Origin of the sequence: Pseudomonas sp. PDM10 (genome assembly GCF_014852295.1) — a bacterium.
Taxonomy (GTDB): Bacteria; Pseudomonadota; Gammaproteobacteria; order Pseudomonadales; family Pseudomonadaceae; genus Aquipseudomonas.
The window spans coordinates 694,483-721,280 of the sequence record NZ_JACVBJ010000003.1; the positions used below are offsets into that span (position 1 = coordinate 694,483).

Sequence of the window (26,798 nt, forward strand, 5' to 3'; positions counted from 1 at the left end):
CAAGTGACTAAAAATAACAAAACGGTCATGAGCTGACCCTATGTGTCGTAAAAGTTGTTGGGTTACACTCAAACCCAACGAAAGTACCACTCCTACGAATCACCTGTTTAGATCTTGCGAGGTTTGCCATGGCTGACTACAAAGCGCCCCTGCGCGATATGCGCTTCGTCCTCAATGAAGTTTTCGAGGTCGCCAAACTCTGGGCCGAGCTGCCTGCGCTGGCCGAGACTGTCGATGCTGAAACGGTCGAAGCCATTCTTGAAGAAGCCGGCAAGGTCACCAGCAAAAGCATCGCGCCCCTGAGCCGTGCGGCTGACGAAGAAGGTTGCCATTGGGCGGACGGTGCCGTCACCACGCCGGCAGGTTTCCAGCAGGCTTATCAGACTTATGCTGAAGGCGGTTGGGTCGGTGTCGGCGGCGATCCGACCTACGGCGGCATGGGCATGCCCAAGGCCGTTTCGGCGCAAGTCGAAGAAATGGTCAACTCCGCCAGCCTGTCGTTCGGCCTGTACCCGATGCTGACCGCGGGCGCCTGCCTGTCGATCAACGCCCACGCCAGCGAAGCGCTGAAAGCCGCGTACCTGCCGAACATGTACGCCGGTGTCTGGGCTGGCTCCATGTGCCTGACCGAGCCACACGCCGGCACGGACCTGGGGATCATTCGCACCAAGGCCGAGCCTCAGGCCGACGGGTCCTACAAAGTCAGCGGCACCAAGATCTTCATCACTGGCGGTGAGCACGACCTGACCGAGAACATCATTCACCTGGTGCTGGCCAAGCTACCGGACGCACCGGCGGGGCCGAAGGGTATTTCGCTGTTCCTGGTGCCGAAGTTCATGGTCAATGCCGATGGCACCCTGGGCGCGCGGAACCCGGCGACCTGCGGTTCAATCGAACACAAGATGGGCATCCAGGCCTCCGCGACCTGCGTGATGAACTTCGACGAGGCCGTGGGTTATCTGGTCGGCGAGCCAAACAAAGGCCTGGCCGCGATGTTCACCATGATGAACTACGAACGTCTGGGCGTCGGTATCCAGGGCCTGGCCTCTGGCGAGCGCTCTTACCAGAACGCCGTCGAGTACGCCCGCGACCGCCTGCAAAGCCGTTCGCCGACCGGTGCGCAGAACAAGGACAAGGTCGCTGACCCGATCATCGTCCACCCAGACGTGCGTCGCATGTTGCTGACCATGAAAGCCTCGAACGAAGGCGGTCGCGCCTTTTCGACTTACGTGGCCATGCAACTGGACACCGCCAAGTTCAGCGAAGACGCCACCACCCGCAAACGCGCGGAAGATTTGGTGGCCTTGCTGACTCCGGTGGCCAAGGCGTTCCTGACCGACCTGGGTCTGGAAACCACCATTCACGGCCAGCAGGTTTTCGGCGGCCACGGTTACATCCGTGAGTGGGGCCAGGAGCAACTGGTGCGTGACGTGCGCATCACCCAGATCTACGAAGGCACCAACGGCATTCAGGCGTTGGACCTGGTAGGCCGCAAGATCGTCGGCACCGGTGGGGCGTTCTACAATCTGTTTGCCGACGAGATCCGTCATTTCACTGCGACCGCCAGCGCTGATCTGGTGGAGTTCACCAAACCGCTGAACGATGCGGTGACTACCCTCGACGAACTGACCGCCTGGTTGCTGGATCGGGCGAAAAACAACCCGAACGAAATCGGTGCTGCTTCGGTCGAGTATCTGCAAGCATTCGGTTACACGGCGTATGCGTACATGTGGGCACTGATGGCCAAGGCCGCTTTTGGCAAAGAAGCGCAGGACGATTTCTACGCGAGCAAGTTGGGCACGGCGCGGTTCTATTTCGCACGCCTGCTGCCGCGTATTCACTCGTTGAGCGCGTCGGTGAAGGCCGGCAGCGAGTCGTTGTTCCTGCTGGACGCAGGACAGTTCTGACAATGTAACGTCATGTAAGCATTCTCTTACATGACGTGCTGCTCTTCTCCCATAGATGAAGATTGGATCCACAGCTAATCTACTTCACATGGACGTCGCGCAGGAAGCGCAAAGCAACAACACGGACACGTAGGATTCTGCCAGGACGGCGGAGTGAAATGGATGTCAGGGAAACAGTCTGCAAAGCCCCGCTTCGGCGGGGTTTTCTTTTGCCTGCAAAAAAGTGCTTAGCTCATCTCATCCAGTGTTGCCGGGCTGATCAAACGCCCATCCGCGCCATTCATCACTTCTTCCAGCAGCGTACGCAACAAGGTCAGCGAGGCCTGTTGTCGCTGCACATCCCGACACACCAATCCGACTTTCAGCGGCACCCTCGGCTCGCTCAGTGGTTTCCACAACAGTTCCTTGTTGCCGTGTGCCTGTTGTGAGCGTCCGGGCAGTACCGTCGCCAGTCGCGTGTGCGGCAAACTGTCGAGAATCCCCGCCATGTTGTTCAGTTCTGCCTGTACCTGTGGGCGTCGTCCCAGATTGGCCAGTTGCGCTTGCCAGATCTGCCGCACTTGAAACTCTTCGCCCAGCAGCAACATCGGCAATTCGGCAGCCTGACTCATCGAGACTTTCTTGAATTCGCGCAACGGGTGATCCGCCGGGATGACCAGGGTCAGCTCGTCTTCGTACAGCATCACGCCGTGCAACCCCGGCTGACGAGGTGGCAGATAGCCGATGCCGATGTCCAGCGAGCCATTGAGCAAGCGCCGCTCGATTTCCAGCCCTGTCAGTTCATAGATTTGCACCACCAAATGCGGCTGCGCCTTGCGCACGCGTTCGAGCATCTGCGGCACCAGGCTGCTATGAACCGTCTGCAATACACCGATGGCGAGCGTGCGTAGTGCCTGGCCCTTGAAGTTGCCCAAAGCTTCCCGTGCCCGCTGCAATCCATCCAGCAAAGGCAGGGCATGGTTGTACAACGTATGAGCCGCCAGGGTGGGCAGCAGGCGTTTGCTGCTGCGTTCGAACAAGCTCACATCGAGGTTTTGTTCGAGGTGGCGGATCTGCTGGGACAGTGCCGGTTGGGAGATTGAAAGCCGCTCGGCAGCCCGGCCCACATGACCTTCTTCGTAGACCGCGACGAAATAACGCAGTTGCTTGAAATCCATAAGGTATGCTTATCGAAAATGCTGGGAAAACGAAATGGCTCAAGGCCTCGCGTGAGCCTAGTCTAACCGCATTCACAAGGCTTACAGGGCCACAGAGCGCGATGAATACCGTTTGCTTCAATGGTGTTTACATAGGTAAGGCAAAAAACCTCGCACGAGGTTTGATCAGATGAACTTGTTCAGCTTGCGGCGCAATCTTCCGAGTCTTGATGACTTGGCCGTGGACGCCTTCTTGCCGTCCCAAGGCGACAATCTTTCCAGCGAGTGCCTGATGCCCAGTGTCGAGCGACCGAAACAGATATTCGTGCGCGGCCAGGGCTCATGGTTGTGGGACAGCGATGACCGCGCGTATCTGGATTTCTCACAGGGTGGCGGGGCCAATAGCCTCGGACACAGTCCTTCGGTTCTGGTCAACGCCATCGCGGCGCAGGCTCAGTCGCTGATCAACCCCGGCTTCGGCCTGCATAACCGCGGCATGCTCAATCTTGCTGAGCGACTGTGCTCCAGCACCGGCAGTGATCAGGCCTACCTACTCAACAGTGGCAGCGAAGCCTGTGAAGCAGCGATCAAACTGGCGCGTAAATGGGGCCAACGACATCGCGGCGGGGCTTCGCGGATCATTGTTGCCAACAACGGCTGCCATGGTCGTAGTCTGGGGGCGATGTCGGCGTCGGACAGTTCGAATCTGACTAACCGATTCGAGCCGCTGCTTCCGGGCTTCAGTCACGTGCCGTTCAATGATCTTGCGGCCTTGCATGCGGCCGTCGACGCCCAGACCGTGGCGATCATGCTCGAGCCGATCCAGAGCGAAGCCGGGGTGATACCGGCCACCGAGCATTACCTCAAGGGCGTCGAGCGCCTGTGCCGTGAGCTGGGCATTCTGCTGATCTTCGACGAAGTGCAAACCGGCATCGGTCGTTGCGGCACTTTACTCGCCGAACAATCCTACGGCGTGCGGGCAGATATCGTCGTTCTCGGCAAAGGGCTGGGTGGCGGCGTGCCATTGGCGGCGTTGTTGGCGCGGGGCAAAGCCTGCTGTTTCGACGTCGGCGAAGTGACAGGTACTCATCATGGCAATGCACTGATGACGGCGGCCGGTCTTGCCGTCCTCGACAGCGTTCAGGACAAGGGGTTTCTCGATCATGTCGGGGAAATCGGTCAGCACCTGAGCGAAGGTCTGCAGCGTTTATCCCATCGCTATGGTCACGGCGAGTTGCGCGGGCAAGGACTGTTCTGGGGGCTTACCTTGTCCGACGAATCGGCTGACGCCGTCGTCAAGGCGGCGTTGAACGAAGGCCTGCTGCTCAACGCTCCGCAGCCCGATTGCCTGCGCTTTACCCCGGCCCTGACCGTCAGCAAAGCCAACATCGACGAAATGCTCCTGCGCCTGGCCCGCGCCTTCTCCCGCGTGCGCACTGCGCAACTGCAGTGCCGCAAAGGGATTGCCGTCTGATCAGACCCGCCCTACACGAATTCCCGAACCGTCTCGCGGTATAACGCATCGCCCCATGTCTGATTATTTTGGCGTGGGGCGTTTTTTTGTCTCTGCGTTTTGCCAAATGCCATTCAGTGCTTGAGCGGTAGTGGGATCAATGGCTTTTTAGAGCGTATCGGCAAGGAGTGTCGGTGCCAGTGAAACAATATTGTCGTGGAACTGGCTTTGAATTCTATACCACTGGGTGGTATGTTTTGGAAGGGAAGCCGATGTCACCAAGGTTATTCAAAACGAAACGTTTTTCGATGCAAGTCGGGAAGGCCTGGATCGATGATGACGAGCTTCGTGAAGCATTCGCCGAAATGCTCAACGGCCAGGCGGACAATCTCGGCGGCGGGGTCTGGAAAAAACGGTTGAATGCCAACCGTCATCGGTCAATTGTTTTGGCCAAAGGTGGCCGTTACTGGGTTTATCAGTTTCTGTATGCCAAGAAAGACCAGAGCAATATCAGTCCGAGGCAGTTGGCCGACTTGCGCGAGTTAGCCAAGACGTATGGAGGGCTGACCGAGATGGAAATCCAGCGCTTGCTGGATATGAAGGAGTTTGTGGAGATACCTCATGAGTAAAAAATTCAAAAATGAAATTTCGGAATCGATACACGAGTCAGCCAGTGCCTTGTTTGCCATCGGTGCAATCAGCAAGGCAACCATGCGCAAATTCGATGAATCATGTCTTGCAACAGTTCCAGATGCGATCCCCGCTGAGCAGATCAAAGCGTTACGCGAACGCAACAACGTAAGCCAGCCAGTGTTTGCGCGTTATCTGAACACCAGCGCCTCGACGGTTAAACAATGGGAAGCGGGAGACAAGCACCCCAGCGGCATGGCGCTGAAGTTGTTGAGCATCGTTCAGAAACACGGTCTTGAGATACTGGCCTGAAGAACCGCACTGAACCCTGACGAACGGTAAAGGTCGATTAGCTGTAGGCTCGCACGAGCCAACTTCCATCAGGAGCTAACCCCATGGACTTTATTCGCATCATCATCGCCATTCTGTTGCCGCCACTGGGTGTGTTTCTGCAAGTCGGTTTCGCCGGGGCGTTCTGGCTGAATATTTTGCTGACGCTGTGCGGTTACATCCCCGGGATCGTGCATGCGGTGTACATCATTGCCAAGCGCTGAGTTTAGCGGCGCCCGTTAGATCGCTTTCGCGAGCAGGCTCGCTCCCACAAGGATTTCTGTACACCACAGATCCATTGTGGGAGCGAGCCTGCTCGCGAATGGGGCAACACCATTCCTGCACGGGCCGCAGGTTTCAGTCCGCCAACGCCATCACCCTTCGATAAAACAACCACTCCTGCTCCAGCGCATGGGCCTGATTGCCGGCCTTGCGAAAGCCATGGCGTTCGTCGGCGTAGTAATGCGCTTCAACCAGAATGCCGTTGTCCTGTAGCGCCGTGACCATGTCGCGGGTCTGTTGCGGCACCACCACAGCGTCCAGTTCACCCTGAAAGAAAATCACCGGAACGCTGATGTTGCCCGCATGCAGCAACGGCGTTCGTGCGGCGTAGCGTTCGGCATCCTGCTCCGGGTCGCCGATCAGCCAGTCCAGATAATCGCTTTCGAACTTGTGAGTCGTCCGGCCCAGCGCCACAGGGTCACTGACGCCATACAGGCTGGCACCGGCGCGGAAGACTGTGTGAAAGGCCAGCGCACACAGAGTGGTGTAGCCGCCGGCACTGCCGCCGCGAATAAAGGCCTTGTTGCAGTCGATCAATCCGCTCTCGGCAAGATGAGCGACGACGGCGCAGGCGTCCTCCACGTCCACTTCGCCCCAGCTCAAATGCAGCGCTTGCCGATAAGCCCGACCATAGCCACTGCTGCCGCGGTAGTTGAGGTCGGCCACGGCGAAGCCGCGTTGCGCCCAGTACTGGATACGCGGATCGAGCATGGGGTAGCAGGCCGATGTCGGGCCGCCGTGGATGAACACCACCAGAGGCGGTTTCGCATCACCGGTCATCGCTGGATAGAAGAAGCCGTGGGCCTCGCGCGAACCGCTGGGGTAACGCAGGGTTTGCGGGACGCTGATCTGCTCGGCGGGCAACGGTGCAATACCGCCAGCCAATGTTTTGACCTGCCGGGTGTGGCGGTCGATGGCAATGACTGCGGACGAACTGACTGGCGAAGCGGCGATGCAGTAAATGAACTGCTCATCCAGTGCGAGAGAGCGGAAGCGGCTGTAATCGCCGGTGAAATCTTCACCGGCATCACCACAAAGCCCCAGTCTGCCAAAGCCGTCTTCGGTCCAGCTCGCCAGATAACGACCTTCGTTCAGCGGCAACCAAGTGCAACCACCCAGCTGCCACGGCGCAGGCCCATGATCCGCTGCGGCACTCGGCAGCGGGCTCAGACCGTCCGCCGATTCCACCCAAGGCTGCCAGTAGCCGCCGCGATCAGTCAGGCAAAACAGACGGCCGCTTGTATCGAATCTCGGTTGTTGCAGCGATTCCTCAGCGTCTTCGCCCGCCACGCAACGTGGCAGAGCAAAACGACCATCGTTCTGGCGTTCGGCAACCATCAGGCGAGTCGCGGTCCATGGCTGATCCGGGCGGCTCCACTCGATCCACGCCAGTCGTTGCGCGTCGGGACTCAACGTCGGCGCGGCATAGAAATCAGCGCCTTCGGCCAGCAGATGACGTACTCCGTCAGCCAGGTCGATAGCCACCAGACGATGCCGATCGCGGTTTTCTTCAACCGCCAATACCTGCCCGTCAGCGAACTGCAGATCGCCATATCGACATTCGCCTGAGCTCAGTAACTCAGGTGTCTCGCCGGCCAGCGACTGTCGATACAGCTGTTGGTCCGCCTCGTTGACGAACACGATCCCGTCATCGGTCAGACAGAACGCGCCGCCGCCGTATTCGTACACCCGACTGCGCACACTGAAGCCCGCTGGCGTCAGGCAATGCGCCTGGCCGTCGCGCCAATGCCAGATCCGGCAGGCGGCATCCTCGGGTCGGTATTCGTTCCAGAACAGGCCATGTGGGCCGACCTGTAACTCGGCGAAGTCGATGCCGGCCGCGACGGCCCTGGCAGCGCTGAAGGGTTCAGCTTTTAGCGATGAGTCGTGAATTTCGTTCATTACGAAAGGCCAGTTGTTCAATGGTCTGGGTCGTGTGTTCGGCTTCTTCGCGAGCCTTGAGGATCACGCCGTGATGTTCCGATTTGCTGCACACCGGGTCGGCGTTGCTCGCGTCCCCTGTGAGCATGAAGGCCTGGCAGCGACAGCCGCCGAAGTCTTTTTCTTTCTCGTCGCAGGAACGGCACGGCTCGGGCATCCAGTCGTAACCGCGGAAGCGATTGAAGCCGAACGAGTCGTACCAGATGTGCTGCATGCTGTGGTCGCGCACGTTGGGAAACTGCACCGGCATCTGTCGGGCACCGTGACAGGGCAGGGCGGTTCCGTCCGGCGTGACCGTCAGAAAGATACTGCCCCAGCCATTCATGCAGGCTTTCGGGCGTTCTTCGTAATAGTCAGGGGTGACGAAAATCAGCTTGCACGGATGCCCTTCGGCTTCCAGTTTGGCGCGGTATTCGTTGGTGATGCGTTCGGCGCGGACCAGTTGTTCCTTGGTCGGCAACAGACCGACCCGGTTGAGCTGCGCCCAACCGTAGAACTGGCATGTGGCGAGTTCCACAAAGTCCGCTTCAAGGGCGATGCACAGCTCGATGATCCGGTCGATCTTGTCGATGTTGTGCCGATGGGTCACGAAGTTCAGCACCATCGGATAACCGTGGGCTTTCACGGCGCGGGCCATTTCCAGCTTCTGGGCGAAGGCTTTTTTCGAGCCGGCCAGCAAGTTGTTCACTTGCTCGTCGCTGGCCTGAAAGCTGATCTGGATATGGTCCAGGCCGGCCTTCTTGAAGTCGCTGATTTTTTGCTCGGTCAGGCCGATGCCGGAGGTGATCAGGTTGGTGTAGAACCCCAACTGGCGCGCCTCGGCAATCAGCTCGGCGAGGTCCTGGCGCACCAGCGGTTCGCCGCCGGAGAAGCCCAATTGTGCTGCGCCCATCTCCCGCGCTTCGCGAAAAACCTTGATCCACTGTTCGGTGCTCAGTTCTTTGCCTTGCTCGGCGAAGTCCAGCGGATTGGAACAGTACGGGCATTGCAGCGGGCAGCGATAGGTCAGCTCGGCCAGCAACCACAGCGGCAGGCCGATTTCCGGTTTGCGCGGTAACTTGTCTGACGCGGATTCAGGCCAGTTCGATCCAGTGCTGAGCACGGGCGACCTCCATGAATTGTTCGATGTCGTCACCGAGCTCGGGCACGCCGGGGAACTGCGCGTCCAGTTCGGCGATGATCGCCGCGACGTCACGCTCGCCGTCGATCAAACCGCCGATCATCGCGGCACTTTCGTTGAGTTTGATCATGCCTTCCGGGTAGAGCAGCACATGACCTTTCTGCGCCGGTTCGTACTGGAAGCGGTAGCCGGTGCGCCAGGTCGGGGTCTTGCTGCGATCAAAACTCATAAGGTGATTCCTTTATGCCAGACCCGCTGCTCGGTCACGCTGTGATACGGCGGGCGTTTCAGTTCGTAGGCCATGCTCATGGCATCGAGCATGCTCCAAAGAATGTCCAGTTTGAACTGGAGAATTTCCAACATGCGCTCTTGGCCGGCCCGCGTCGTGTAGTGCTGCAAAGTGATCGCCAAGCCATGTTCCACGTCGCGACGTGCCTGACCCAGGCGGGTGCGGAAATACTCGTAACCCGTCGGGTCGATCCACGGGTAATGCTGCGGCCAGCTGTCGAGGCGCGACTGGTGGATTTGTGGCGCAAACAGTTCGGTCAGCGAGCTGCTGGCGGCTTCCTGCCAACTGGCACGGCGGGCGAAGTTGACATAGGCATCGACGGCAAAACGTACACCGGGCAGTACCAATTCCTGCGAGCGCAGTTGATCCGGGTCGAGGCCGACGGCCTGACCCAGGCGCAGCCAGGCTTCGATGCCGCCGTCTTCGCCGGGGGCGCCGTCATGGTCGAGCAGGCGCTGAATCCACTCACGACGAATCTCGCGATCCGGGCAGTTGGCGAGGATCGCGGCGTCCTTGAGCGGGATGTTCACCTGATAGTAGAAACGGTTGGCGACCCAGCCCTGGATCTGTTCGCGCGTTGCCCGGCCTTCGTACATCGCCACGTGGTACGGGTGATGGATGTGGTAATAGGCGCCTTTGGCGCGCAGGGCCGCTTCGAACTCGGCGGGGGACATTGCTGTGTCAGTCATTTCGGTTCTCCGGGAACAACCATCGGATTATGTGGTGTCTGGTCGGGCCTTATCGCCAGCAGGCTGGCTCCCACATTGGAATGCGACCAACTGTGGGAGCCAGCCTGCTGGCGATAGATCGCGCAGCGGTCTCGATGTCCTACAGCACAATACTCATGCCGTCATACGCCACTTCAACATCGCGCCGAGCCAGTTCTGCACGCTCCGGCGAATCCTCATCAAGAATCGGGTTGGTGTTGTTGATGTGGATAAGCACTTTGCGCTGCTTGGGCAGCTGTTCCAGCACTTCCAGCATGCCGCCGGGGCCGTTCTGCGCCAGGTGGCCCATTTCCCGGCCAGTGCGGGTGCCGACGCCACGGCGCTGCATTTCGTCGTCATCCCACATCGTGCCATCCACCAGCAGGCAATCGCTGCCGGCCATGATCTCGAGCAGCGGTGCGTCGACCTTGCCCAGGCCCGGTGCGTAGAACAGTTTGCCGCCGGTGTTGAGGTCTTCAACGATCAGGCCGATGTTGTCGCCGGGGTGCGGGTCGAAACGGTGCGGCGAGTACGGCGGGGCGGCGCTGCGCAGTGGAAACGGGGTGAAGCGCAGGCTTGGGCAGGCCGGGATGGTGAAGCTGCGGTCGAGCTCGATCGGGTTCCAGGTCAGCCCGCCGTTCCAGTGGGTCAGCATGGTGAACAGCGGGAAACCGGTGCTCAGGTCTTCGTGGACCATGTCGGTGCACCAGACCTGGTGCGGGCAACCTTCGCGCAGGCTGAGCAGGCCGGTGGTGTGGTCGATCTGGCTGTCCATCAGGATGATCGCGTTGATGCCGGTATCGCGCAGGGCGCGGCCCGGTTGCATCGGGGCGAAGCTCTGGAGTTGGGCGCGGATGTCCGGCGATGCGTTGCACAACACCCAATTCACGCCGTTATCGGAAATGGCGATGGACGACTGGGTCCGCGCCTTGGCGTTCAGGCTGCCATCGCGAAAACCGGCGCAGTTCACGCAGTTGCAGTTCCACTGGGGGAAACCACCGCCGGCGGCGGAACCTAGAATCTGGACAAACATGGCCGCTCCATCATTTTGAAAACTGAAAATAAAAACGCCCCGGCGAGCCGAGGCGTTGCACTGCGCTACAAAAAGATTAGCGGCTTGCGAAGTACATGGTGACTTCAAAGCCGATACGCAGGTCGGTGTAAGCAGGTTTGGACCAGGACATAGAGCGCTCCTTCAGGTGATGGGACAGTTGAGATCTATACATATAGTCCACCTCCAGCCGGAGATGTTCAGATAGTTAGGTGGCTATGTTACTCAAAATTACAGGGTGATTGACCGGGAATCTTTGAGAAAGCTAATTGCAGCACCGGTAATGATCATTTTGCCGCTTGCCAAGGCAAGCCCGGGCACGGTCCGCTGGCCAGACAGCGCCAACCGCCTTCGGCCTGATTCAGTCGTTGTGCTGCGGCCAGTAAGGTTTCACGGTCGATCATCAGAATCGTCTGAGGTAGAAACTCCAGATAATCCGACGAGTGGCCGGCCAGTTTGCCCTGCCAGAGCAGTTCGGCGGCCTGCGCATTGGGCAGCGCCGCGCTATCGAATTGATCGGCCAGTGCCTGGCGCTGGTCGATGAAAGCCTCGTCATCGATGTCGTCGATCATCCCGGCCAATCCGCTCAGGAAGTGTTCGATGTGTTCCAGCAGATCCAGAGGGGCGACGCTGGGTGATTGCACGCCGAACAACAGCCCTGTCTGCCCATGGATCTGCCGCAGGGCGCTGAACACCGCATAACCGAGTTGCAGTTCTACCCGCAGGCGTTGGTAAAACGGCGTCTGGCAGACATGAGCCAGCAAGCGCCAGGCGGCTTCGTCAGCGATGTTTGCCGTTGCGGTCGGACAGAAGAGCAGCAGCGCATGTTCGCTGGACCCGGTATCGACCGCGCTCCACAGATGCTGCGCGTTTATCGGCGAGGGCGGTGTCAGTTGATTGTCCGCAGTGCCAGGCAAACGACTCAAGGCAAGGCCCATCGCCGCTTGTGTCTGGGCGGACAGGCCGGTCGCCAGACCATCCCAGCGTGCGCTTGACCAAAGCTGCATCAAATCGTCCGAGTCAGCGGTGCGCTCAAGGCAGTGATCAGGCAGCGCTTTTAGCAACTGTCGAATCGGCATTAACGCAACACTCGGCGGCTCTTCTTGCGAGAAACCGGCATCGGCTGTTGTCAGTTCTTTCAGCACATGTTCAAGGACGGTCGGCATCGGCTCCTGTAGCCCGATCATTTTCAGCAGCCATTCATTGCTTGATGCGCTAAAGGAAAAGTCGACACCTGCCTGACGCGCGTCTTCACGCAACGGCTGAAGGCGGTTTTCCAGGCTCGTCTGAACGTTGCTGCGAGGTGCCGAGTCCAGACGCCAGCGCAGGTAAACGGCACCTTCGGCACTGTTATCCGGCAACGCCTGACTGAACTGCATGGGCGAACGTTCGCGACGACCGCGCGAGCGATCCTGGGCAAAGGTCCGCAGGCCTCGGTGTTTGCTGGTCTGGCCGCGGATCAGTCCGGCACTTGGGGCCGGAGCCTCTGCGCGTAAAAACGGATTAGGTGTTGGCAGTTGCCATTGGCCGGTGAAGTTATCCACAGCGCCGATTTGTTTCAGGACGTCCTTGAGGGCTGCAACACCCGATTCGGATAACCCGGTTTCACGCTGTTCGCTGTCCAGTCGGGCCAGTTGCAGGGCGCCGCTGACTTGCTGCTGACGTTGCAGCAGGGCGGCGTATTCTTCACGCAAGCCGGCCCAGGGTTGCTGTGAGGCAAAGAATCCAAGCCAATCCTGTAGCTGTTCGCGGATCCCGTTGGGCGTCGCGTTGGCATGCAACGTGAACTCGATGTGCAACAAAGCCTGGCCGGCGAACTGATACAACGGCGCAGCTTTCAGGCTGTCAGCCAGCCCGCGCTCGCGCAGTTCCGCCAGCAGACCACCGGGTTTCGCGGCGTTCAGCCAATGGCACAGGAACGCCAGCGCCTCGGGCGATGAATCGGGCAATGCTTCGAAGGCAAACAGCAGATCCAGTCGCCGCGCTCCAGCCTGTTGATAACTTTTGTCCGAAGAATCCATCAGCGATGTAGGCGCTTGTTGCAGCACCTTTTCCCCTACGGGAATCGCAGCGCTAAAGCGCTGAGCCATTGCCCTCAACTCATCGAGACTCTGCGGCCCAGTCAGGCTCAACGTCATCTGCCCGGTCTGATAAAACCGCTGATAGAAACCCTGCAAGGCGTGCTGGAACTCAGGTTGCGGCACCGGCAGGCTGTAGCGGTTGCCGGCATGAAACGCCCGCAGCGGATGCGCCGCTGAAAGACCATCGAACAGCGCGAATTGCTGCTGAGCGGTCGTATCCCGAGACCAGGCGACAAATTCTGCGTGCAGTACTTCCCGTTCCCGTCGCTGATCGTCAGGATTCATACGCGGATGAGCGAGCATGTCCGACAGGCGTTCCAGTCCCCCGGCAAATGACTGAGGCGGTAACTCGAAAAAGTAGTCCGTGGTGCGTTCACTGGTCCGCGCATTCACCTGACCACCATGGCCCTGGACGTAGGCCATCAGTGCTTGGCTTGCGGGAAAACGCTCTGTGCCGAGAAACAGCAGGTGTTCAAGAAAGTGCGCCAGTCCGGGCCAGGCCAGCGGCACGTCATGGCTGCCCGCCGCGACCCGCAACGCAGCAGCACTGCGCTTTAAATCAGGAGCATGACGCAGCGTCACCCGCAGACCGTTGGCCAGGGTTTCAGTGTGAGGGTGGGGGTGGTTCAGCGCAGGCATGAGCACTTCCAGAGCAGAGAAGTGCCAATGCTAGCGGATAACGATGGATCAGCGCTTGTTAAGCTCGCTGTAAAGCTCGGGGCGACGATCGAGGAAGTAGCGATTGGCGGCGCGGGAGTCGACCATCAACTGACGATCCAGCTCACCGACAATCAGAGCTTCATCGAGCCCGGCCTGGGCGATGCGGCTGCCATCCGGCGCAGCAATGCTGCTCTGGCCGCAATACTGGATCTCGCCTTCGTTGCCGCAATAGTTGGCGTAAGCCACATAACACTGGTTTTCGAAGGCCCGGGCACGGACGGTGACGTCGGCGATGAAGTCGTAGGGAATCATGTTCGCCGTCGGCACCAGGATCAGCTCGGCGCCGGCCAGGGCCAGGCGTCGGGCGTTTTCCGGGAACTCCAGGTCGTAGCAGATCAGGAAGCCGAGCTTCCAGCCATTGAGTTCAACCAGCGGAAACTCATCCGGCCCGGCGCTGAACATTGAGTGATCGAGGTCGCCGAACAGGTGAGTCTTGCGGTAGTTGCACAACCGCTCGCCATTGGCGTCGATCAACTGCACGGCGTTGTAGATCTGCCCGTCCTCGGTGCGCTCGGGATAACCATACAAAATGGCGATCCCGGCCGTCTTGGCGATGCGCGCGATCTGTTGCGCCGACTCACCGTTGTGCACCTCCGCCAGCACGCTGACGGCATCGATGCCGATGTTGTAACCGGTCAAAAACATCTCCGGCAGCACCAGCAAATCCGCGCCCTTGGCCTCCAGCGCCAATTGATGCAGACGTTGCAGATTGCCTGCGACATCCAGGGGCAGCGGTGGACATTGGTAAAGGGCTACGCGCATTTCGGATTCCTCTTACTCGGGCAGGGCGATCGGACCGATCTCGTTGAACACATCTCCTGGACCCGGGTTCTCGGCGTGAGTTTCACCGCCGAAGTGTTTCATGATGCCCCACACCGCATTAAGCGAGGTCTGCACCGCGCCTTCGACCCAGGCTGGCGTCCACGAAACATCGTCGCCAGCGATGAAAATCCCGCGCTGCTCGGCCGGCATATCGGCCTGCATGAAGTGCGCGTACATGCGCTGGTTGTAGCGGTAGTGGCCGGGCAGGGCGCCTTTGAAAGCGCCGAGGAAATGCGGGTCAGCTTCCCAGGACACAGTGATCGGATCACCAATGATCCGCGCCGCGATGTCGACTTTCGGGTAGATCTTCTTCAACGCATCCAGCGCCAGTTTCACGCGTTTTTCCACCGGTTGCGGGAGCATTTTCAGCGCGTCGCTCATCCACGAGTACGACAGGCAAATCACGCCCGGCTTGTCGTCGCCGTTGTCGAACAGATAAGTGCCGCGGGTCAGGCGATCGGTGAGGGTCATGCTCATCAGGTCGCGGCCGGTTTCCGGATCCTTGTCCTTCCAGAATGGCCGGTCGACCATCACGAAGGTTTTCGACGATTGCATGTAGCGGGTGCGGTCGAGGGCCATCCACATCTTTTGCGAGAACAGGGTTTCGTCGCATTCGATCTGGGTAGTCAGCAGCCAGCTCTGGCACGTGGTCAGCACCGCCGCGTATTCGCGGGTGTCGCCCCAGTTGTCGGTGACGGCAAAGCGCCCGTCTGCCGCGTGGGCAATTTTTTTCACGCCGGTACGTGGCGCGCCGTTGTGCAGGGAGCTGAGGCTGGTGCCTTCCGGCCAGTGCACGCAACGTTCCGGCACATGACGCCAGATCCCCAATGGCACTTGCTCCACGCCGCCGACCACCAAATGCTGGTGATCGTCGCAGTTGGTCATGACCACGCGGAAGATTTCCAGCATCGAGTTCGGGAAGTCCGAGTCCCAGCCGCCGGTACCGAAACCGACCTGACCAAACACTTCGCGGTGATGGAACGAGAGTTTGGCGAAGGCTTTGGAAGTGGCCACGAAGTCGTAGAAGGTGCGGTCGTCCCATAGCGGAACGAGGGTGTTCCACAGCTCTTTGAGGCGCGGCACATCGCGGTCGCGGATCGCTTGCTGGATGTCAGAGAACTGCGAACCGGCTTCCAGCGCGTCGGCCCAAGCGTCGGCGACTTCCTGGAACAGTGCAGGAAGATCCGCCAGTTTCTGTGCGTAATGGGTCTGGCCTTCGAGGTCGATCACCGTGCTGCCCGAGGCCGGTGTCAGCGGGTTCGGGAACGGTTTGGTTTCGAGGCCGAGCTTGTCGACGTAGTGATAAAACGCGGTGGACGACACCGGGAAGCGCATGCCGCCGAGCTCGGCGATGATGCCTTCAGCGCCGTTGAATGCCTGGGAGCGCAGACGGCCGCCCATTTTCGAGGCTTCGTAGACGACGGGTTTGAGGCCCAGTTTCATCAATTCGTAGGCGGCCACCAGACCAGCGATGCCGGCACCGACGATCGCTACCTCGGTGCCATGGTTGTGCGCAGGGATGCTGCCCAGGCCGGCCGGATGCTCGATCCAGTCGTCGAAAGCGAAGGGAAAGTCCGGACCGAAAATGGTGACTGGTTTTTTACCGTCTGCAGGATGGCGATTGTTCTTGTTCATGGCTGACCTTGCTGGCGACCGGACGCGGCATGCGCGTCTGAGTATAGGAAAAGATGCCAGCCATTCTAGAGAGCGTAGAACACGTTAATAAGACGCAATGTGTCGTCGTTTTGCCAGTTTTATGATCAAAGTGACGATGTTTCGATACACACTGTTCAATGTGGGAGCGAGCCTGCTCGCGAATGCGGTGCGTCAGTCAGCATCCATGCCGACTGACACGCCCTCTTCGCGAGCAGGCTCGCTCCCACATGGGAATGTGGTCAAACCGGCTGGCCGCGGTCAATCTTGCTGCTGAGAATGATCGAGGTCGTGGTCTTCTCCACCCCATCCACACTGCCGATCTGATCCAGCAACTGATCCAGCTGCTCAGGTGAATCGGTGCGCAACCAAGCCACGTAATCAAATTCGCCACTGACCGCGCACAACTGCTGCACCTGAGCCATCGCGCTGAGACGCCGCAACACCTCCTTGCCCGAGCGCGGTTGCACCGTGATCCCGACGTACGCCTGCAAGCCGCCATCCACGACACGTTGACCCAAACGCACGCCGTAACCGGTGATCACCTTGGCTTTTTCCAGCCGGGCCAACCGCGAAGTGACGGTGGTGCGAGCGATGCCCAATTGGCGGGCGAGCATGGCTACGCTTTCGCGGGCATTGATCTGCAGGGCTGCAATCAATTGGCGGTCGATTTCGTCAAGAACGGGCGGGCGGGTGTCAGGCAAGGGTCGTCTCCAGCAGCACAGATCAATGGGTTGGCATGTTACAGGCACATCTCGCACTGCGGAGGGTTGATCTCTCCTAAGCACCGTTCATAGCGTTTTCCACATGTCGGGTTTTTCTTTGGCTTGAACAAGGCGCGATCGACAGGATGGACACCAACAGTCAGTCGTAGTCGAATGCGAAATCGAGGGATGCGAGGCAATGGAAATGACAAAGAAAATGCCGCCCGCTGTACGGGAACGTGCGTTGCAGATTGCCAATCACGAAATGGCTCACTACGTGATTGCCCGAGCCTTGGGGTTTGAAACGGGTGGTGTGACCCTGACAGTGACCATGGACTTGCGGCATCAAGGCGGGGCGTCCATTAGCTTGGTGCGGTCAATTTCGTCGATGGACGCCATGAGGGAACACCTGGAAGCCCGGATGATGGTCCTCTTTGCTGGCGCTATGGGGCAGGCATTGGTTTCAAAGCCTTCGCTCGACAAACGCGTCGATAAATCGAAAGCGACAGCCATCCTCAAAGGAGAGCTCGGGGCGGAACAGGATTACGCAAAAATAAGGGAGTTACGGCACTTGCTGCGCAACATCGCCTACCCCGATACGGGTCCGGCGTCGTCTGACCGCATCACGGCTGAGCTGAAAGAGATTACTGATCGTGTGTGGTTTCGGACTCAAACGATCGTAGAGCAATTGTCCGAGACGATTACCGGATTGGGAGGGGCGCTGGTAGACGGCATGGTCATCGTGGAGCAGTGGGGTAGGGCGGCGGATACGTATGAAGTCGTATGGACGGGTGAAATGCTTGAGCGGCTGCGGCTGGTGCAGGCTATTCCCGCGTTAACGGTTGCTTCCTAAGTTGAGAGTGATCTGCACGTATGAAGATTGGAAGCCCCGAACACCCAGATCCAAGCAGAAACCACCGTTAACAATTTCATTGGCAACCAAGGTGGTCGCACGGCCATTAAAACCTAGAGTTATTCCCTTGAGATCATATTTCTTGGGTGGCATATTGGTATGGGCTGGGAGATTGAATACACCGATGAATTTGAAGGTTGGTGGGAGGGGTTGGATGCAAAGGAGCAAGCCTCGGTTTCAGCCAGCGTCGATCTGCTGGGGTTTTTCGGGCCGGGTCTGCGTTACCCGCATAGCAGCGATATTAAAGGCTCACGACTGGGCAATCTCCGAGAGTTGAGGGTGCAGCATGCGGGTCGGCCTTATCGTGTGCTCTATGCGTTTGATCCACGCCGATGCGCGTTACTTTTAATCGGAGGGGACAAAACCGGTCGAAACCGTTGGTATGACGAGCATGTCCCGCAGGCGGAAACATTGTATGACGACCATTTGGAAACATTGCGTAAAGAGGGCCGCAACGATGGCTAAAAAATTTGCTGAACTGCAAGCTCGCATGACGCCGGAGTCTCGCGCTAACGCAGAGCGGTTGTTCCAGCAGCACTTGAAAGAAATGCCCCTGCACGAGCTGCGTAAGGCTCAAGAGCTGAGCCAGGAAACGCTGGCCAAGACGTTGCACGTCAACCAGGCAGCGATCTCCAGAATGGAGCGGCGCACAGACATGTACATCAGCACCCTGCGAAACTACATCCGCGCCATGGGCGGCGAACTGGAAATTATCGCGACCTTTCCTGAGGGCCAGGTCAGGATCGAGAATTTTGCCAACTGAGTGATGTTTCGGCAGGCGCTCGTCGCGATTGAGTTATTCCAGCAGACACGAAAAAGCCGCGCATTGCGCGGCTTTCTTGTTTGGTGGGCCCAGTAGGACTCGAACCTACGACCAAGGGATTATGAGTCCCCTGCTCTAACCAACTGAGCTATAGGCCCTCAGTAGGCCGCGGATTATAGCGACGGTTTCTCGGCTGTGCTATCCGAAAAGTCTGAAATGGCTATACGAAGAAACGTCGCGGCAAATTCTTCCGGTGGCAAGGGCAGGCTGACGATGTAGCCCTGGATCTGTTCACAGCCTTCGGTAGCGAGGAATTGCTGCTGCGCGAGGGTTTCGACGCCCTCGGCGATGATGGTGAATTGCATGCTGCGGCCCAAGGCGATAATGGCGCGAACGATGGCTGCGTCGTGGGGATCATCCGGCAGGCCGCGGACGAAAGACTGGTCGATCTTGAGAATGTCCAGTGGCAGACGTTTGAGGTAACTCAGGGACGAGTAACCGGTGCCGAAGTCGTCGATCGCCAGTTGCACACCCAGGTGTTTGAGTTGATGCAGCACTGCCAACGCCTCTTCAGCCTGGCTCATGATGAAGTTTTCAGTAATTTCCAGTTGCAGGAAATCGGGTTTGAGGTGGTTGTCCTTGAGCAATTGTTCGATCCGGCCGAGCAGGTTCGGCTGGCGCAATTGAGCGCCCGCGAGGTTGACCGACAGCGGGCCGACGGGTTCGTAAACCTGATTCCACTCGAACATCTGCCGGCAGGCGGTTTCGAGAACCCAATCGCCGATTTGCAGGATCATGCCGTTTTCTTCGGCCAGCGGAATGAAGTGCTCCGGTGGCACATCGCCGAAGGTCGGGTGGCGCCAGCGAATGAGCGCTTCTGCGCCGACCAGGCGATGGTCGACCAGGCTGATCTTCGGTTGATAATGGAGGTGCAGTTCGTTGCGCTCGATAGCGCGTCGCAGTTCATGTTCCAGTGCCACTCGCTCGCTGGCTTGAGCGGTGAGGTCACGGGTGTAGCTTTCGACCCGGTTGCGACCCTTGGCCTTTGAACGGTACATCGCCGCGTCGGCGTTCTTGACCAGCGTGGCGACGTCGCAGCCATCCTTGGGATACAGGCTGGTGCCGATACTGGCGCTGATAAAAAACTCATGTTCGCCAGCCTGGAACGGCGCGCCGAAGCAATTGAGCAATTTGGTCGCGATGTTGTCGGCGTCACTGGATTGTTGCAGTCCGGGCAGCAGGATGATGAATTCGTCGCCGCCCAGGCGCGCCACGGTGTCGATGTCGCGCAACTGCTCCTTGAGGCGCACGGCAATGCCCTTGAGCAGCAGGTCACCGACCGGGTGACCCAGGCTGTCGTTGATGTGTTTGAAACGGTCCAGGTCCAGGAACAACACCGCGCCCTGGCCGCCGTTTTCCTGTTGGTTGTTGAGCGCAGTCAGCAATCGGCTCTCGAACAACGTGCGATTTGGCAGCCCGGTCAGCGGGTCGTGGTGTGCCTGGTAATCGAGCTTGGCCTGGGCGTGTTTGAGGCTGGAAATGTCCGCGAACACCGCGACAAAATGGGTGACGAATTTGTCTCGGTTGCGCACCGCACTGATGGTCAGCCAGCTCGGATAGAGCTCGCCATTCTTGCGCCGGTTGGAAATTTCGCCCTGCCAATGACCTTCGGCGGTCAGTTGATGCCACATGGCGGCATAGAACGCGCTGTCGTGCAGGCCCGAGGCGAGCAGACGAGGGGTATGGCCCAATGCTTCGCTCTCGCTGTAGCCGGTGATTTCGGTAAACGCACGGTTGACCGCGCTGATGTGTTGTTGAGTGTCGGTGATCAATACACCTTCGGCGGTGCTCTCGAATACCGTGGCGGCCTGTTGCAGCTTCTCCTGCATCAGGTGTCGCTCGGTGATGTCCCGGGCGATGGTCAGCATGCAATCTTCATCGCCGATCGGTAGCGGACGGCTGGACACCTCGCAGAGGCGGATCTGTCCGTCGCTGCGGCGTATATGGCAACTGAAGTCGCGGACGAAACCGTCCCGGTGCAGCAAATCGAGCATCTGTTTGCGCTCGTTAAGATTGACCCAGATGCCCAGCTCGAGGACGGAGCGATCCACGGACATCGCGCTGTTGAAACCGGTAATGCGACTGAAACCCTCGTTGACCTCAATCAGTAAACCGTCGCTCTGCCGTGACAACAGCAAGCCGTCGGGTGAGGCATGGAAGGCCTTGGCGAATTTCTCTTCGGAGGTTTGCAGTTGTTGCTGGGTTTCCTTGAGCTGGCTGATGTCCCGTACGACGACCACCAAGGCCGCGGTCGTATCGAGGTCGAAAGGCTCGGCGGAAATCAGTCCGGTAAACACTTGGCCATTGTTGCGGCGAAAGGGCATCTCCAGGTTGCGGATGCTGCCGGCCTGCAACCGTTGCAACAAGCCCGGCCCGACGCCGGGTATGCCCCAGATGTTCAGGTCGGTGGCTGTCTGGCCGATGACGTCTTCGGCCTTGAGACCGATCTGTTCCTCGAACGCTTCGTTGACCTCCAGCAGGCAGCCGTCGGAGAGTCGTGCGATGACTAGTATGTCCGGGCATTGCTGGAACACTGAGGCGAACTTCTGTTCTGACAGACGCAACGCCTCTTCGGTGCGCTTGGCGTCGCTGATGTCGATCATCAGCCCGCGCATCACCGGTTCATGGCCGTGCTCGATCAGGCTGACGATATCTCGCACCCAAATGCAGCGGCCATCGGCGGTGATGACCCGGTAATCGTGGCTGTGATCGCGCCCGGCCAGTACTTCGTGATCACAGAAGGTCTGGGCGCGAGTCAGGTCGGCCGGGTGAATAATGTTGCGCCAGAAGCCCGGAATCAGCCAATGAGACAAGGGGTAACCGAGCAGATCCTCGGCATGGGGGGACACATAGCTGTAGGTGAAATCGCTGATCCGCGCTTCCCAGGCGATGGCCGAAAGGCTCTCCACCAGCCCGCGGTAATGGTATTCACTGCTGCGCAGTTCTTGTTCCAGGTCGACCCGGCGGGCAATTTCTGAACTCAGCCGGCGGTTGATCCGGATAACCATCGCCAGCACGATGATCAGCAGCAGCATTCCCGGTAGACCGTAAACCAGCAGATCGTTCCAGAATGTTCGATGATCGAGGACGTTGCCGACCCAGTGCTCCTGAATTTCATTGATTTCGTTCGGGGACATGTCCGCCAGGACTTTATCCAGAATGCCGACCAGTACCTTGTTGTTCCTGGGCACGCCCATCGCCAATTGATAGCGATAGGGGGTTTCACCGCTGACGTAGAGCCCGTCGAGCTTGAGCTGACGCAGGCTCCAGACGCTGGAGGCGAGATCGCCGACCACCGCATCCACTTCATCGGTAGCCAACGCTTGCAGCGCTGAGCTGACGTTGGGCATCGCTACCAGATTGAGGTCGGGATTGTGGGTGCGCAACAGCTCGTGGGGTGCGTAGTTTTCCACCACGGCGACTTTCAGGCCGTACAAATCTTTGAGTTTGCGTGGCTGGGGGCCTCCGATATGGGCAAGGATGACAATCGGAAAGTCCAGGTAGGGTCGGGTGAATGAGAGGTAAGTCTGGCGCTCCGGGGTCGACATGATGCCGGGCAACAGGTCCAGCTTGGCTTGTTTGGCCTGCTCCAGGACGGCGGTCCAGCTGACGGGTTCGATGGGCGTGAGCTTGATGGCCAGGGTTTGACGGATCCGGTCGATATAGTCTGCTGCAAGGCCCTGATAGCGGCCCTGATCGTCGCGAAACTCGAAGGGGGGCCATGACGCATCGACACCCAGACGCAAGTTCGGGTGAGCCGCCAGCCAGCTACGTTCTTCGTCGGTCAGAGTCAGCGCGCCAGCCGTTGCGGTCCAGGTCAACAGCGACAGCAAAAAAAGCACGGTCGGCAGTCTGGGCATAACGGTCTCGTTATGGCTCGGGGAATGTTTCGAGTGTAGACGGGCAATTCGGAGGGGGGGAGGTGCGGGGGATTTAATCTGTATAAAAGCAAAACCCCCGGCCTGCGCCGGGGGTTTTGTTATTACTCGTCGAGGAAGGAGCGCAAATGCTCGCTTCTCGTCGGGTGGCGCAGCTTGCGCAGCGCCTTGGCTTCGATCTGACGAATCCGTTCACGGGTCACGTCGAACTGCTTACCAACCTCCTCGAGGGTGTGGTCGGTATTCATGTCGATACCGAAGCGCATGCGTAGAACCTTGGCTTCACGGGCAGTGAGGCCGGACAGAACTTCGCGAGTCGCTTCTTTAAGGCTCTCAACAGTGGCGACATCGATTGGCGACTGCATGGTCGAGTCTTCGATGAAGTCACCCAAATGGGAGTCTTCGTCATCACCGATCGGGGTTTCCATGGAGATCGGCTCTTTAGCGATCTTCAATACCTTGCGGATCTTGTCCTCAGGCATTTCCATGCGTTCGCCCAGCTCTTCCGGGGTCGGTTCGCGACCCATTTCCTGCAACATCTGGCGGGAAATGCGGTTGAGCTTGTTGATCGTCTCGATCATGTGCACCGGAATACGGATGGTGCGGGCCTGGTCGGCGATCGAGCGAGTGATCGCCTGACGGATCCACCAGGTGGCATAAGTCGAGAATTTGTAGCCGCGGCGGTATTCGAATTTATCTACCGCTTTCATCAAGCCGATGTTGCCTTCCTGGATCAGATCGAGGAATTGCAGGCCACGGTTGGTGTACTTCTTGGCGATGGAGATCACCAGACGCAAGTTCGCTTCAACCATCTCTTTCTTCGCGCGGCGGGCCTTGGCCTCACCGATCGACATGCGACGGTTGATGTCCTTGATCTCGGCGATCGTCAAACCGGTTTCGGTTTGCAGCGCGGTCAGCTTCTGCTGGCAACGAATGATGTCCGGTTGCAGACGACCAATGGCTTCAGCGTATTTGCTTTTGCCTTTGGCCAGTGCGTCGGTCCAGCTTTCGTCGACTTCGTTGCCCGGGAACTGGCGCAGGAAGTCGGCACGCGGCATGCGGGCATCACGAACGCAAAGTTGCATGATCGCGCGCTCTTGCTGACGCAGACGATCCAGGGCACTGCGAACACGCTCGACCAGGCCTTCGAATTGCTTCGGAACCAGTTTGATCGGCATGAACAGCTCAGCCAGAAGCACCAGCTCGGCAATTGCCAGCTTGTTGCCACGACCGTGCTTTTTCAGCGCCTTGCGGGTGATTTCCATCTGATCGGAGACAGCGCCAAAGCGCTGAGCTGCGATGACCGGATCCGGACCGCTTTCGGCTTCTTCTTCGTCGTCGGTGCTGGCTTCGGCTTCGTCGTCGTCGGTGTCGTCGTCCGCTTTCACGGCTTTCGGGTCGACAGGCGGCGGCACTTCTGCAGCAGGCGGCGCAATGCCGTCGTCCGGGTCGATATAACCGCTCAGGACGTCGGACAGGCGGCCACCTTCGGTGGTGACGCGAGTGTATTCGGAGAGAATATGGTCAACCGTGCCAGGGAAGTGCGCAATTGCGCCCATCACTTCGCGGATGCCCTCTTCAATACGTTTGGCGATTTCGATTTCGCCTTCACGTGTGAGGAGCTCTACCGTACCCATTTCACGCATGTACATGCGCACTGGGTCGGTGGTGCGACCAATGTCGGTCTCGACCGCTGCCAACGCAGCTGCTGCCTCTTCGGCCGCGGCTTCGTCGGTATCGGCGTCGGCCAGCATAAGGGAATCCTTATCTGGCGCAACCTCGAATACGTTGATCCCCATGTCATTGATCATGCGGATGATGTCTTCCACCTGTTCCGGATCTGAAATATCCTCCGGCAGGTGGTCGTTGACCTCCGCGTAAGTCAGGTAACCCTGCTCACGACCAAGTGTGATCAACTCTTTGATACGAGACTGCTGTTGCGCTTTTCCGGACATAACACCCTATCCACTGAAGGTCTTGGCGGGCAAAAAACAAGCCGAGGATTATACCTGAGCTATGACCTCACGCGCCAGTTGAGGTCGGGCTTGTTGCGGAAACATTGCGACTTAATAGGTCGCGCAGTTGATTTTTCTCTTCGGCACTCAGTTCACTTTGACGTGCTTTCCTGAGAAGTTGTTCCAGGTTTCGCTCGCGTTGGCGGGCTGACAAGCTAGTAATGGTGTCGAAAAACTGTTGTTCAAGGTTATCTCCGTCAATCAGCCATTCCTTTTCCGCCAGTGCCTTGAGCAAACGTCCTTGCTCCGTTCCGTGCCAGCGTGCAATCAACTGAAATGAGTTTAGCTTGGGATTCTTCTGCACGGCTTCGAGTAGGGCCACCAGTAATTGCGTGTTGGTGTGATCCTCGGCAGCAAAGTGCCCGGCATCCTCGACTTTCTCGGCCAGTTGCGGGTGATGCAATAGCGTGCGCAAGGCGGCCAGGGTCGGCGGCTCTACAGCGGCCGGCACCCGTGGCGCGCGGGGTTGATCGTGATCACCGCCGCGTTTGCCGTTTTTGTCCCACGGTTTTTTGTCCCATTTTTTGCCGCCGGCGCCGGGTTTCTTCGGCGTCCATTCCTGCTGCGGCACATACATCTCTTGTGTCTGCGGCTGATGGTAGTCGCTGTAGTCCGGCATGGCGTCGTAATCGATGCCCGGGTCGTACGCCGGTGGTGCTTCCTGGGGGGCGCTTTGTACCAGTTGGCTCACGGCTTCACCGCTAAGCCCGGTAATTTCGGTCAGGCGCTGACGCATCAGGATGCGCAGGTTCGCCCCCGGGACTTTGTCGATCAACGGCGCGGCGAGGGTGGCCATGTGGGCCTTGCCTTCGAGCGAGCGTGGGTCCGATTCCTCGGTCAGCTGTTGAAAAAAATAATCCGCTAATGGTTGGGCATGCTGATTGATCCGTGCGCGGAAGGCATCAGTGCCTTCGGAGCGGACCAGCGTGTCCGGGTCTTCGCCTTCGGGCAGAAACAGAAAGCGTGCGCGCCGCCCGTCCTGCAGGCTCGGCAGCGCTGCCTCCAATGCCCGCCAGGCGGCATTTCGACCTGCCTGGTCGCCGTCGAAACAGAACAGCACGTTGGGCACGACGCGAAACAGGCGTTTCAAGTGCTCTTCGCTGGTGGCGGTGCCCAGGGTCGCGACAGCATTGCGCAGGCCTTGCTGGGCGAGGGCGATAACATCCATGTAGCCTTCGACGACGATGATTTCGTCGAGGTTGCGGTTGTTCTTGCGTGCTTCATAAAGGCCGTAGAGTTCCTGGCCCTTATGGAATACCGGGGTTTCCGGTGAGTTCAGGTATTTCGGCTTGTCGTCGCCCAATACCCGGCCGCCGAAGGCGATGATTCGCCCGCGGCTGTCGCGGATCGGGAACATCACGCGATCGCGGAAGCGGTCATAGCGTTTGCCGGTTTCGGCGTTCTCGATCAGCAGGCCAGCATCGATCATGGCTTTCTGTTGCAGGGTGTCGCTGCTCAAGTGCTTGAACAGATTGTCCCAGCCAGGCGGGGCAAAGCCGAGGCCGAAGTCTCGGGCGATTTCGCCGGTCAGTCCGCGGCCTTTCAAGTAATCCACAGCTGCTTTTCGCGATGGATGGCTTTTCAGTGCCTGACGGTAAAAGTCGGCGGCGGCGGTGAGTAGCGGGTAGAGCGGCGAATCGGTCGGCTGCCGCGGTTTGTGCGGCCGTCCGCTTTCTTCGCGGGGGATTTCCATGCCGGCGGCTTTGGCCAGTTCTTCGACAGCCTGGACGAAATCCAGATTGTCGTGGTCCATCATGAAGCCGAGGGCGTTGCCGCCAGCGCCGCAGCCAAAGCAATAATAAAACTGCTTGTCGGGACTGACGCTGAAGGAGGGGGTTTTCTCTTTGTGAAACGGGCAGCAGGCGGTGTAGTTCTTGCCAGCCTTTTTCATTTGCAGGCGCGAGCTGACCACATCGACGATGTCGGTGCGGTTCAGAAGGTCGTCAATGAAGCTCTGGGGAATTAGCCCGGCCATGGCGTTCTCGTCATCTGCGCTGCAATGGATCCGAAACGAAGAGCGGTTGAGCGCGGGTCGTTGTTTGAGGCGCGCAAAATGTGCGGCTCGACCAGTGTCGTCTGCGTAATCGCTGTCGGGAAGTGTATCTGCCGAAAATCCACTGACGTTAATACCAATCAGTATTCGACTATTTGAAAGTGTTGCGCTGAAATCCGCTGCGGCCTGTCGATGGCCTCGGATAGCTCATAAGCTGGCACGCAAGAAGGTGCCTTGGGCTGATCGTCGTGAGAGGAATCAGTGGGTGTGCTCGTCAGTAGCCTTGGAAGGCTCGTCAGAAAAGACGTGCACCGCTGGCAAAAGAGCCAGGTCTGACGCTGTGAAGCAGA

Annotated in this window: 22 protein-coding genes and 1 tRNA gene; 8 read left to right on the forward strand and 15 right to left on the reverse strand. The window is 58.9% G+C overall.

From position 1 onward, the window contains the following. Nucleotides 1-128 precede the first annotated feature (128 nt). A complete protein-coding gene (locus IB252_RS14285) occupies nucleotides 129-1,907 on the forward strand; it encodes an acyl-CoA dehydrogenase C-terminal domain-containing protein (RefSeq protein ID WP_192409263.1) in 1,779 nt (592 codons plus the stop codon). A gap of 227 nt (nucleotides 1,908-2,134) precedes the next feature. Here IB252_RS14285 and IB252_RS14290 read toward each other — a convergent pair whose 3' ends face one another. After that, complete coding sequence (locus IB252_RS14290; RefSeq protein ID WP_111448574.1) at nucleotides 2,135-3,064, reverse strand: LysR family transcriptional regulator; 930 nt, start codon at nucleotides 3,062-3,064, stop codon at nucleotides 2,135-2,137. Between the two features lie 169 nt (nucleotides 3,065-3,233). Here IB252_RS14290 and IB252_RS14295 point away from each other — a divergent pair, with 169 nt between their 5' ends. From IB252_RS14295 to IB252_RS14310, 4 genes are all read left to right on the forward strand, one after another. Continuing rightward, complete coding sequence (locus IB252_RS14295; RefSeq protein WP_192409264.1) at nucleotides 3,234-4,517, forward strand: aspartate aminotransferase family protein; 1,284 nt, start codon at nucleotides 3,234-3,236, stop codon at nucleotides 4,515-4,517. A gap of 251 nt (nucleotides 4,518-4,768) precedes the next feature. Further along, nucleotides 4,769-5,125, forward strand: coding sequence for a type II toxin-antitoxin system RelE/ParE family toxin (locus tag IB252_RS14300; RefSeq protein ID WP_111448576.1), 357 nt, complete (start codon nucleotides 4,769-4,771; stop codon nucleotides 5,123-5,125). Further along, nucleotides 5,118-5,438: a helix-turn-helix domain-containing protein gene (locus IB252_RS14305; protein WP_192409265.1), complete on the forward strand. Its 321-nt coding sequence runs from the start codon at nucleotides 5,118-5,120 to the stop codon at nucleotides 5,436-5,438. Before IB252_RS14300 ends, IB252_RS14305 begins: the two co-directional genes overlap by 8 nt. Nucleotides 5,439-5,521: 83 nt before the next feature. Continuing rightward, nucleotides 5,522-5,680 (forward strand): YqaE/Pmp3 family membrane protein, encoded by a 159-nt coding sequence (locus IB252_RS14310; protein WP_007904205.1) that lies wholly within the window; start codon nucleotides 5,522-5,524, stop codon nucleotides 5,678-5,680. A gap of 133 nt (nucleotides 5,681-5,813) precedes the next feature. Here IB252_RS14310 and IB252_RS14315 read toward each other — a convergent pair whose 3' ends face one another. The 10 genes from IB252_RS14315 to IB252_RS14360 all read right to left on the reverse strand — a co-directional run bounded on the left by IB252_RS14315 (nucleotide 5,814) and on the right by IB252_RS14360 (nucleotide 16,826). After that, nucleotides 5,814-7,640 (reverse strand): alpha/beta hydrolase family protein, encoded by a 1,827-nt coding sequence (locus IB252_RS14315; protein WP_192409266.1) that lies wholly within the window; start codon nucleotides 7,638-7,640, stop codon nucleotides 5,814-5,816. Beyond that, a complete protein-coding gene (gene pqqE / locus IB252_RS14320) occupies nucleotides 7,606-8,718 on the reverse strand; it encodes a pyrroloquinoline quinone biosynthesis protein PqqE (protein WP_192409303.1) in 1,113 nt (370 codons plus the stop codon). The genes IB252_RS14315 and pqqE overlap by 35 nt, the downstream gene beginning before the upstream one ends. A 34-nt stretch (nucleotides 8,719-8,752) precedes the next feature. Continuing rightward, complete coding sequence (pqqD, locus tag IB252_RS14325) at nucleotides 8,753-9,028, reverse strand: pyrroloquinoline quinone biosynthesis peptide chaperone PqqD (protein ID WP_059407406.1); 276 nt, start codon at nucleotides 9,026-9,028, stop codon at nucleotides 8,753-8,755. After that, nucleotides 9,025-9,777 (reverse strand): pyrroloquinoline-quinone synthase PqqC, encoded by a 753-nt coding sequence (gene pqqC, locus IB252_RS14330; protein WP_192409267.1) that lies wholly within the window; start codon nucleotides 9,775-9,777, stop codon nucleotides 9,025-9,027. The genes pqqD and pqqC overlap by 4 nt, the downstream gene beginning before the upstream one ends. A 139-nt stretch (nucleotides 9,778-9,916) precedes the next feature. Further along, complete coding sequence (gene pqqB, locus IB252_RS14335; protein WP_192409268.1) at nucleotides 9,917-10,828, reverse strand: pyrroloquinoline quinone biosynthesis protein PqqB; 912 nt, start codon at nucleotides 10,826-10,828, stop codon at nucleotides 9,917-9,919. A 76-nt stretch (nucleotides 10,829-10,904) separates the two neighbouring features. After that, nucleotides 10,905-10,979 (reverse strand): pyrroloquinoline quinone precursor peptide PqqA, encoded by a 75-nt coding sequence (gene pqqA / locus IB252_RS14340; RefSeq protein ID WP_009045898.1) that lies wholly within the window; start codon nucleotides 10,977-10,979, stop codon nucleotides 10,905-10,907. Nucleotides 10,980-11,133: 154 nt separating this feature from the next. Then, nucleotides 11,134-13,566: a pyrroloquinoline quinone biosynthesis protein PqqF gene (pqqF, locus tag IB252_RS14345; RefSeq protein WP_192409269.1), complete on the reverse strand. Its 2,433-nt coding sequence runs from the start codon at nucleotides 13,564-13,566 to the stop codon at nucleotides 11,134-11,136. Nucleotides 13,567-13,614: 48 nt separating this feature from the next. Then, on the reverse strand, nucleotides 13,615-14,409 hold the full coding sequence (locus IB252_RS14350) for a carbon-nitrogen hydrolase family protein (protein WP_134104661.1): 795 nt from the start codon (nucleotides 14,407-14,409) through the stop codon (nucleotides 13,615-13,617). 12 nt (nucleotides 14,410-14,421) lie between these two features. Beyond that, nucleotides 14,422-16,104: a flavin monoamine oxidase family protein gene (locus IB252_RS14355; protein WP_046052381.1), complete on the reverse strand. Its 1,683-nt coding sequence runs from the start codon at nucleotides 16,102-16,104 to the stop codon at nucleotides 14,422-14,424. Nucleotides 16,105-16,364: 260 nt separating this feature from the next. Continuing rightward, on the reverse strand, nucleotides 16,365-16,826 hold the full coding sequence (locus tag IB252_RS14360; RefSeq protein ID WP_007980298.1) for an Lrp/AsnC family transcriptional regulator: 462 nt from the start codon (nucleotides 16,824-16,826) through the stop codon (nucleotides 16,365-16,367). Between the two features lie 205 nt (nucleotides 16,827-17,031). Between IB252_RS14360 and IB252_RS14365 the strand changes: the two genes are divergently transcribed. The 3 genes from IB252_RS14365 to IB252_RS14375 all read left to right on the forward strand — a co-directional run bounded on the left by IB252_RS14365 (nucleotide 17,032) and on the right by IB252_RS14375 (nucleotide 18,502). Next, nucleotides 17,032-17,679 (forward strand): peptidase M41, encoded by a 648-nt coding sequence (locus IB252_RS14365; protein WP_192409304.1) that lies wholly within the window; start codon nucleotides 17,032-17,034, stop codon nucleotides 17,677-17,679. 159 nt (nucleotides 17,680-17,838) lie between these two features. Then, complete coding sequence (locus IB252_RS14370) at nucleotides 17,839-18,204, forward strand: type II toxin-antitoxin system RelE/ParE family toxin (RefSeq protein ID WP_056741295.1); 366 nt, start codon at nucleotides 17,839-17,841, stop codon at nucleotides 18,202-18,204. Then, nucleotides 18,197-18,502 carry a helix-turn-helix domain-containing protein gene (locus tag IB252_RS14375; protein WP_056741296.1) on the forward strand — a complete coding sequence of 102 codons (306 nt, stop codon included), beginning with the start codon at nucleotides 18,197-18,199 and terminating at the stop codon, nucleotides 18,500-18,502. The genes IB252_RS14370 and IB252_RS14375 overlap by 8 nt, the downstream gene beginning before the upstream one ends. Nucleotides 18,503-18,583: 81 nt before the next feature. Here the strand turns inward: IB252_RS14375 and IB252_RS14380 are convergent. From IB252_RS14380 to dnaG, 4 genes are all read right to left on the reverse strand, one after another. Next, a tRNA-Ile gene (locus IB252_RS14380) sits at nucleotides 18,584-18,660 on the reverse strand. 15 nt (nucleotides 18,661-18,675) lie between these two features. After that, nucleotides 18,676-22,422, reverse strand: a complete 3,747-nt coding sequence (locus tag IB252_RS14385) for an EAL domain-containing protein (protein WP_192409270.1) — start codon at nucleotides 22,420-22,422, stop codon at nucleotides 18,676-18,678. Nucleotides 22,423-22,544: 122 nt separating this feature from the next. Then, on the reverse strand, nucleotides 22,545-24,395 hold the full coding sequence (rpoD, locus tag IB252_RS14390) for an RNA polymerase sigma factor RpoD (protein ID WP_010467151.1): 1,851 nt from the start codon (nucleotides 24,393-24,395) through the stop codon (nucleotides 22,545-22,547). 67 nt (nucleotides 24,396-24,462) lie between these two features. Then, nucleotides 24,463-26,430 carry a DNA primase gene (gene dnaG / locus IB252_RS14395; RefSeq protein WP_134104564.1) on the reverse strand — a complete coding sequence of 656 codons (1,968 nt, stop codon included), beginning with the start codon at nucleotides 26,428-26,430 and terminating at the stop codon, nucleotides 24,463-24,465. Between the last annotated feature and the right edge of the window lie 368 nt (nucleotides 26,431-26,798).

Excerpts from the sequence above, each read along its gene's own strand:
- IB252_RS14285 (WP_192409263.1), top strand. The coding sequence starts at position 129 with ATGGCTGACTACAAAGCGCCCCTGCGCGATATGCGCTTCGTCCTCAAT.
- IB252_RS14290 (WP_111448574.1), bottom strand. The coding sequence starts at position 3,064 with ATGGATTTCAAGCAACTGCGTTATTTCGTCGCGGTCTACGAAGAAGGT.
- IB252_RS14295 (WP_192409264.1), top strand. The coding sequence starts at position 3,234 with ATGAACTTGTTCAGCTTGCGGCGCAATCTTCCGAGTCTTGATGACTTG.
- IB252_RS14300 (WP_111448576.1), top strand. The coding sequence starts at position 4,769 with ATGTCACCAAGGTTATTCAAAACGAAACGTTTTTCGATGCAAGTCGGG.
- IB252_RS14305 (WP_192409265.1), top strand. The coding sequence starts at position 5,118 with ATGAGTAAAAAATTCAAAAATGAAATTTCGGAATCGATACACGAGTCA.
- IB252_RS14310 (WP_007904205.1), top strand. The coding sequence starts at position 5,522 with ATGGACTTTATTCGCATCATCATCGCCATTCTGTTGCCGCCACTGGGT.
- IB252_RS14315 (WP_192409266.1), bottom strand. The coding sequence starts at position 7,640 with ATGAACGAAATTCACGACTCATCGCTAAAAGCTGAACCCTTCAGCGCT.
- pqqD (WP_059407406.1), bottom strand. The coding sequence starts at position 9,028 with ATGAGTTTTGATCGCAGCAAGACCCCGACCTGGCGCACCGGCTACCGC.
- pqqC (WP_192409267.1), bottom strand. The coding sequence starts at position 9,777 with ATGACTGACACAGCAATGTCCCCCGCCGAGTTCGAAGCGGCCCTGCGC.
- pqqB (WP_192409268.1), bottom strand. The coding sequence starts at position 10,828 with ATGTTTGTCCAGATTCTAGGTTCCGCCGCCGGCGGTGGTTTCCCCCAG.
- pqqF (WP_192409269.1), bottom strand. The coding sequence starts at position 13,566 with ATGCCTGCGCTGAACCACCCCCACCCTCACACTGAAACCCTGGCCAAC.
- IB252_RS14350 (WP_134104661.1), bottom strand. The coding sequence starts at position 14,409 with ATGCGCGTAGCCCTTTACCAATGTCCACCGCTGCCCCTGGATGTCGCA.
- IB252_RS14355 (WP_046052381.1), bottom strand. The coding sequence starts at position 16,104 with ATGAACAAGAACAATCGCCATCCTGCAGACGGTAAAAAACCAGTCACC.
- IB252_RS14365 (WP_192409304.1), top strand. The coding sequence starts at position 17,032 with ATGACAAAGAAAATGCCGCCCGCTGTACGGGAACGTGCGTTGCAGATT.
- IB252_RS14370 (WP_056741295.1), top strand. The coding sequence starts at position 17,839 with ATGGGCTGGGAGATTGAATACACCGATGAATTTGAAGGTTGGTGGGAG.
- IB252_RS14375 (WP_056741296.1), top strand. The coding sequence starts at position 18,197 with ATGGCTAAAAAATTTGCTGAACTGCAAGCTCGCATGACGCCGGAGTCT.
- IB252_RS14385 (WP_192409270.1), bottom strand. The coding sequence starts at position 22,422 with ATGCCCAGACTGCCGACCGTGCTTTTTTTGCTGTCGCTGTTGACCTGG.
- rpoD (WP_010467151.1), bottom strand. The coding sequence starts at position 24,395 with ATGTCCGGAAAAGCGCAACAGCAGTCTCGTATCAAAGAGTTGATCACA.
- dnaG (WP_134104564.1), bottom strand. The coding sequence starts at position 26,430 with ATGGCCGGGCTAATTCCCCAGAGCTTCATTGACGACCTTCTGAACCGC.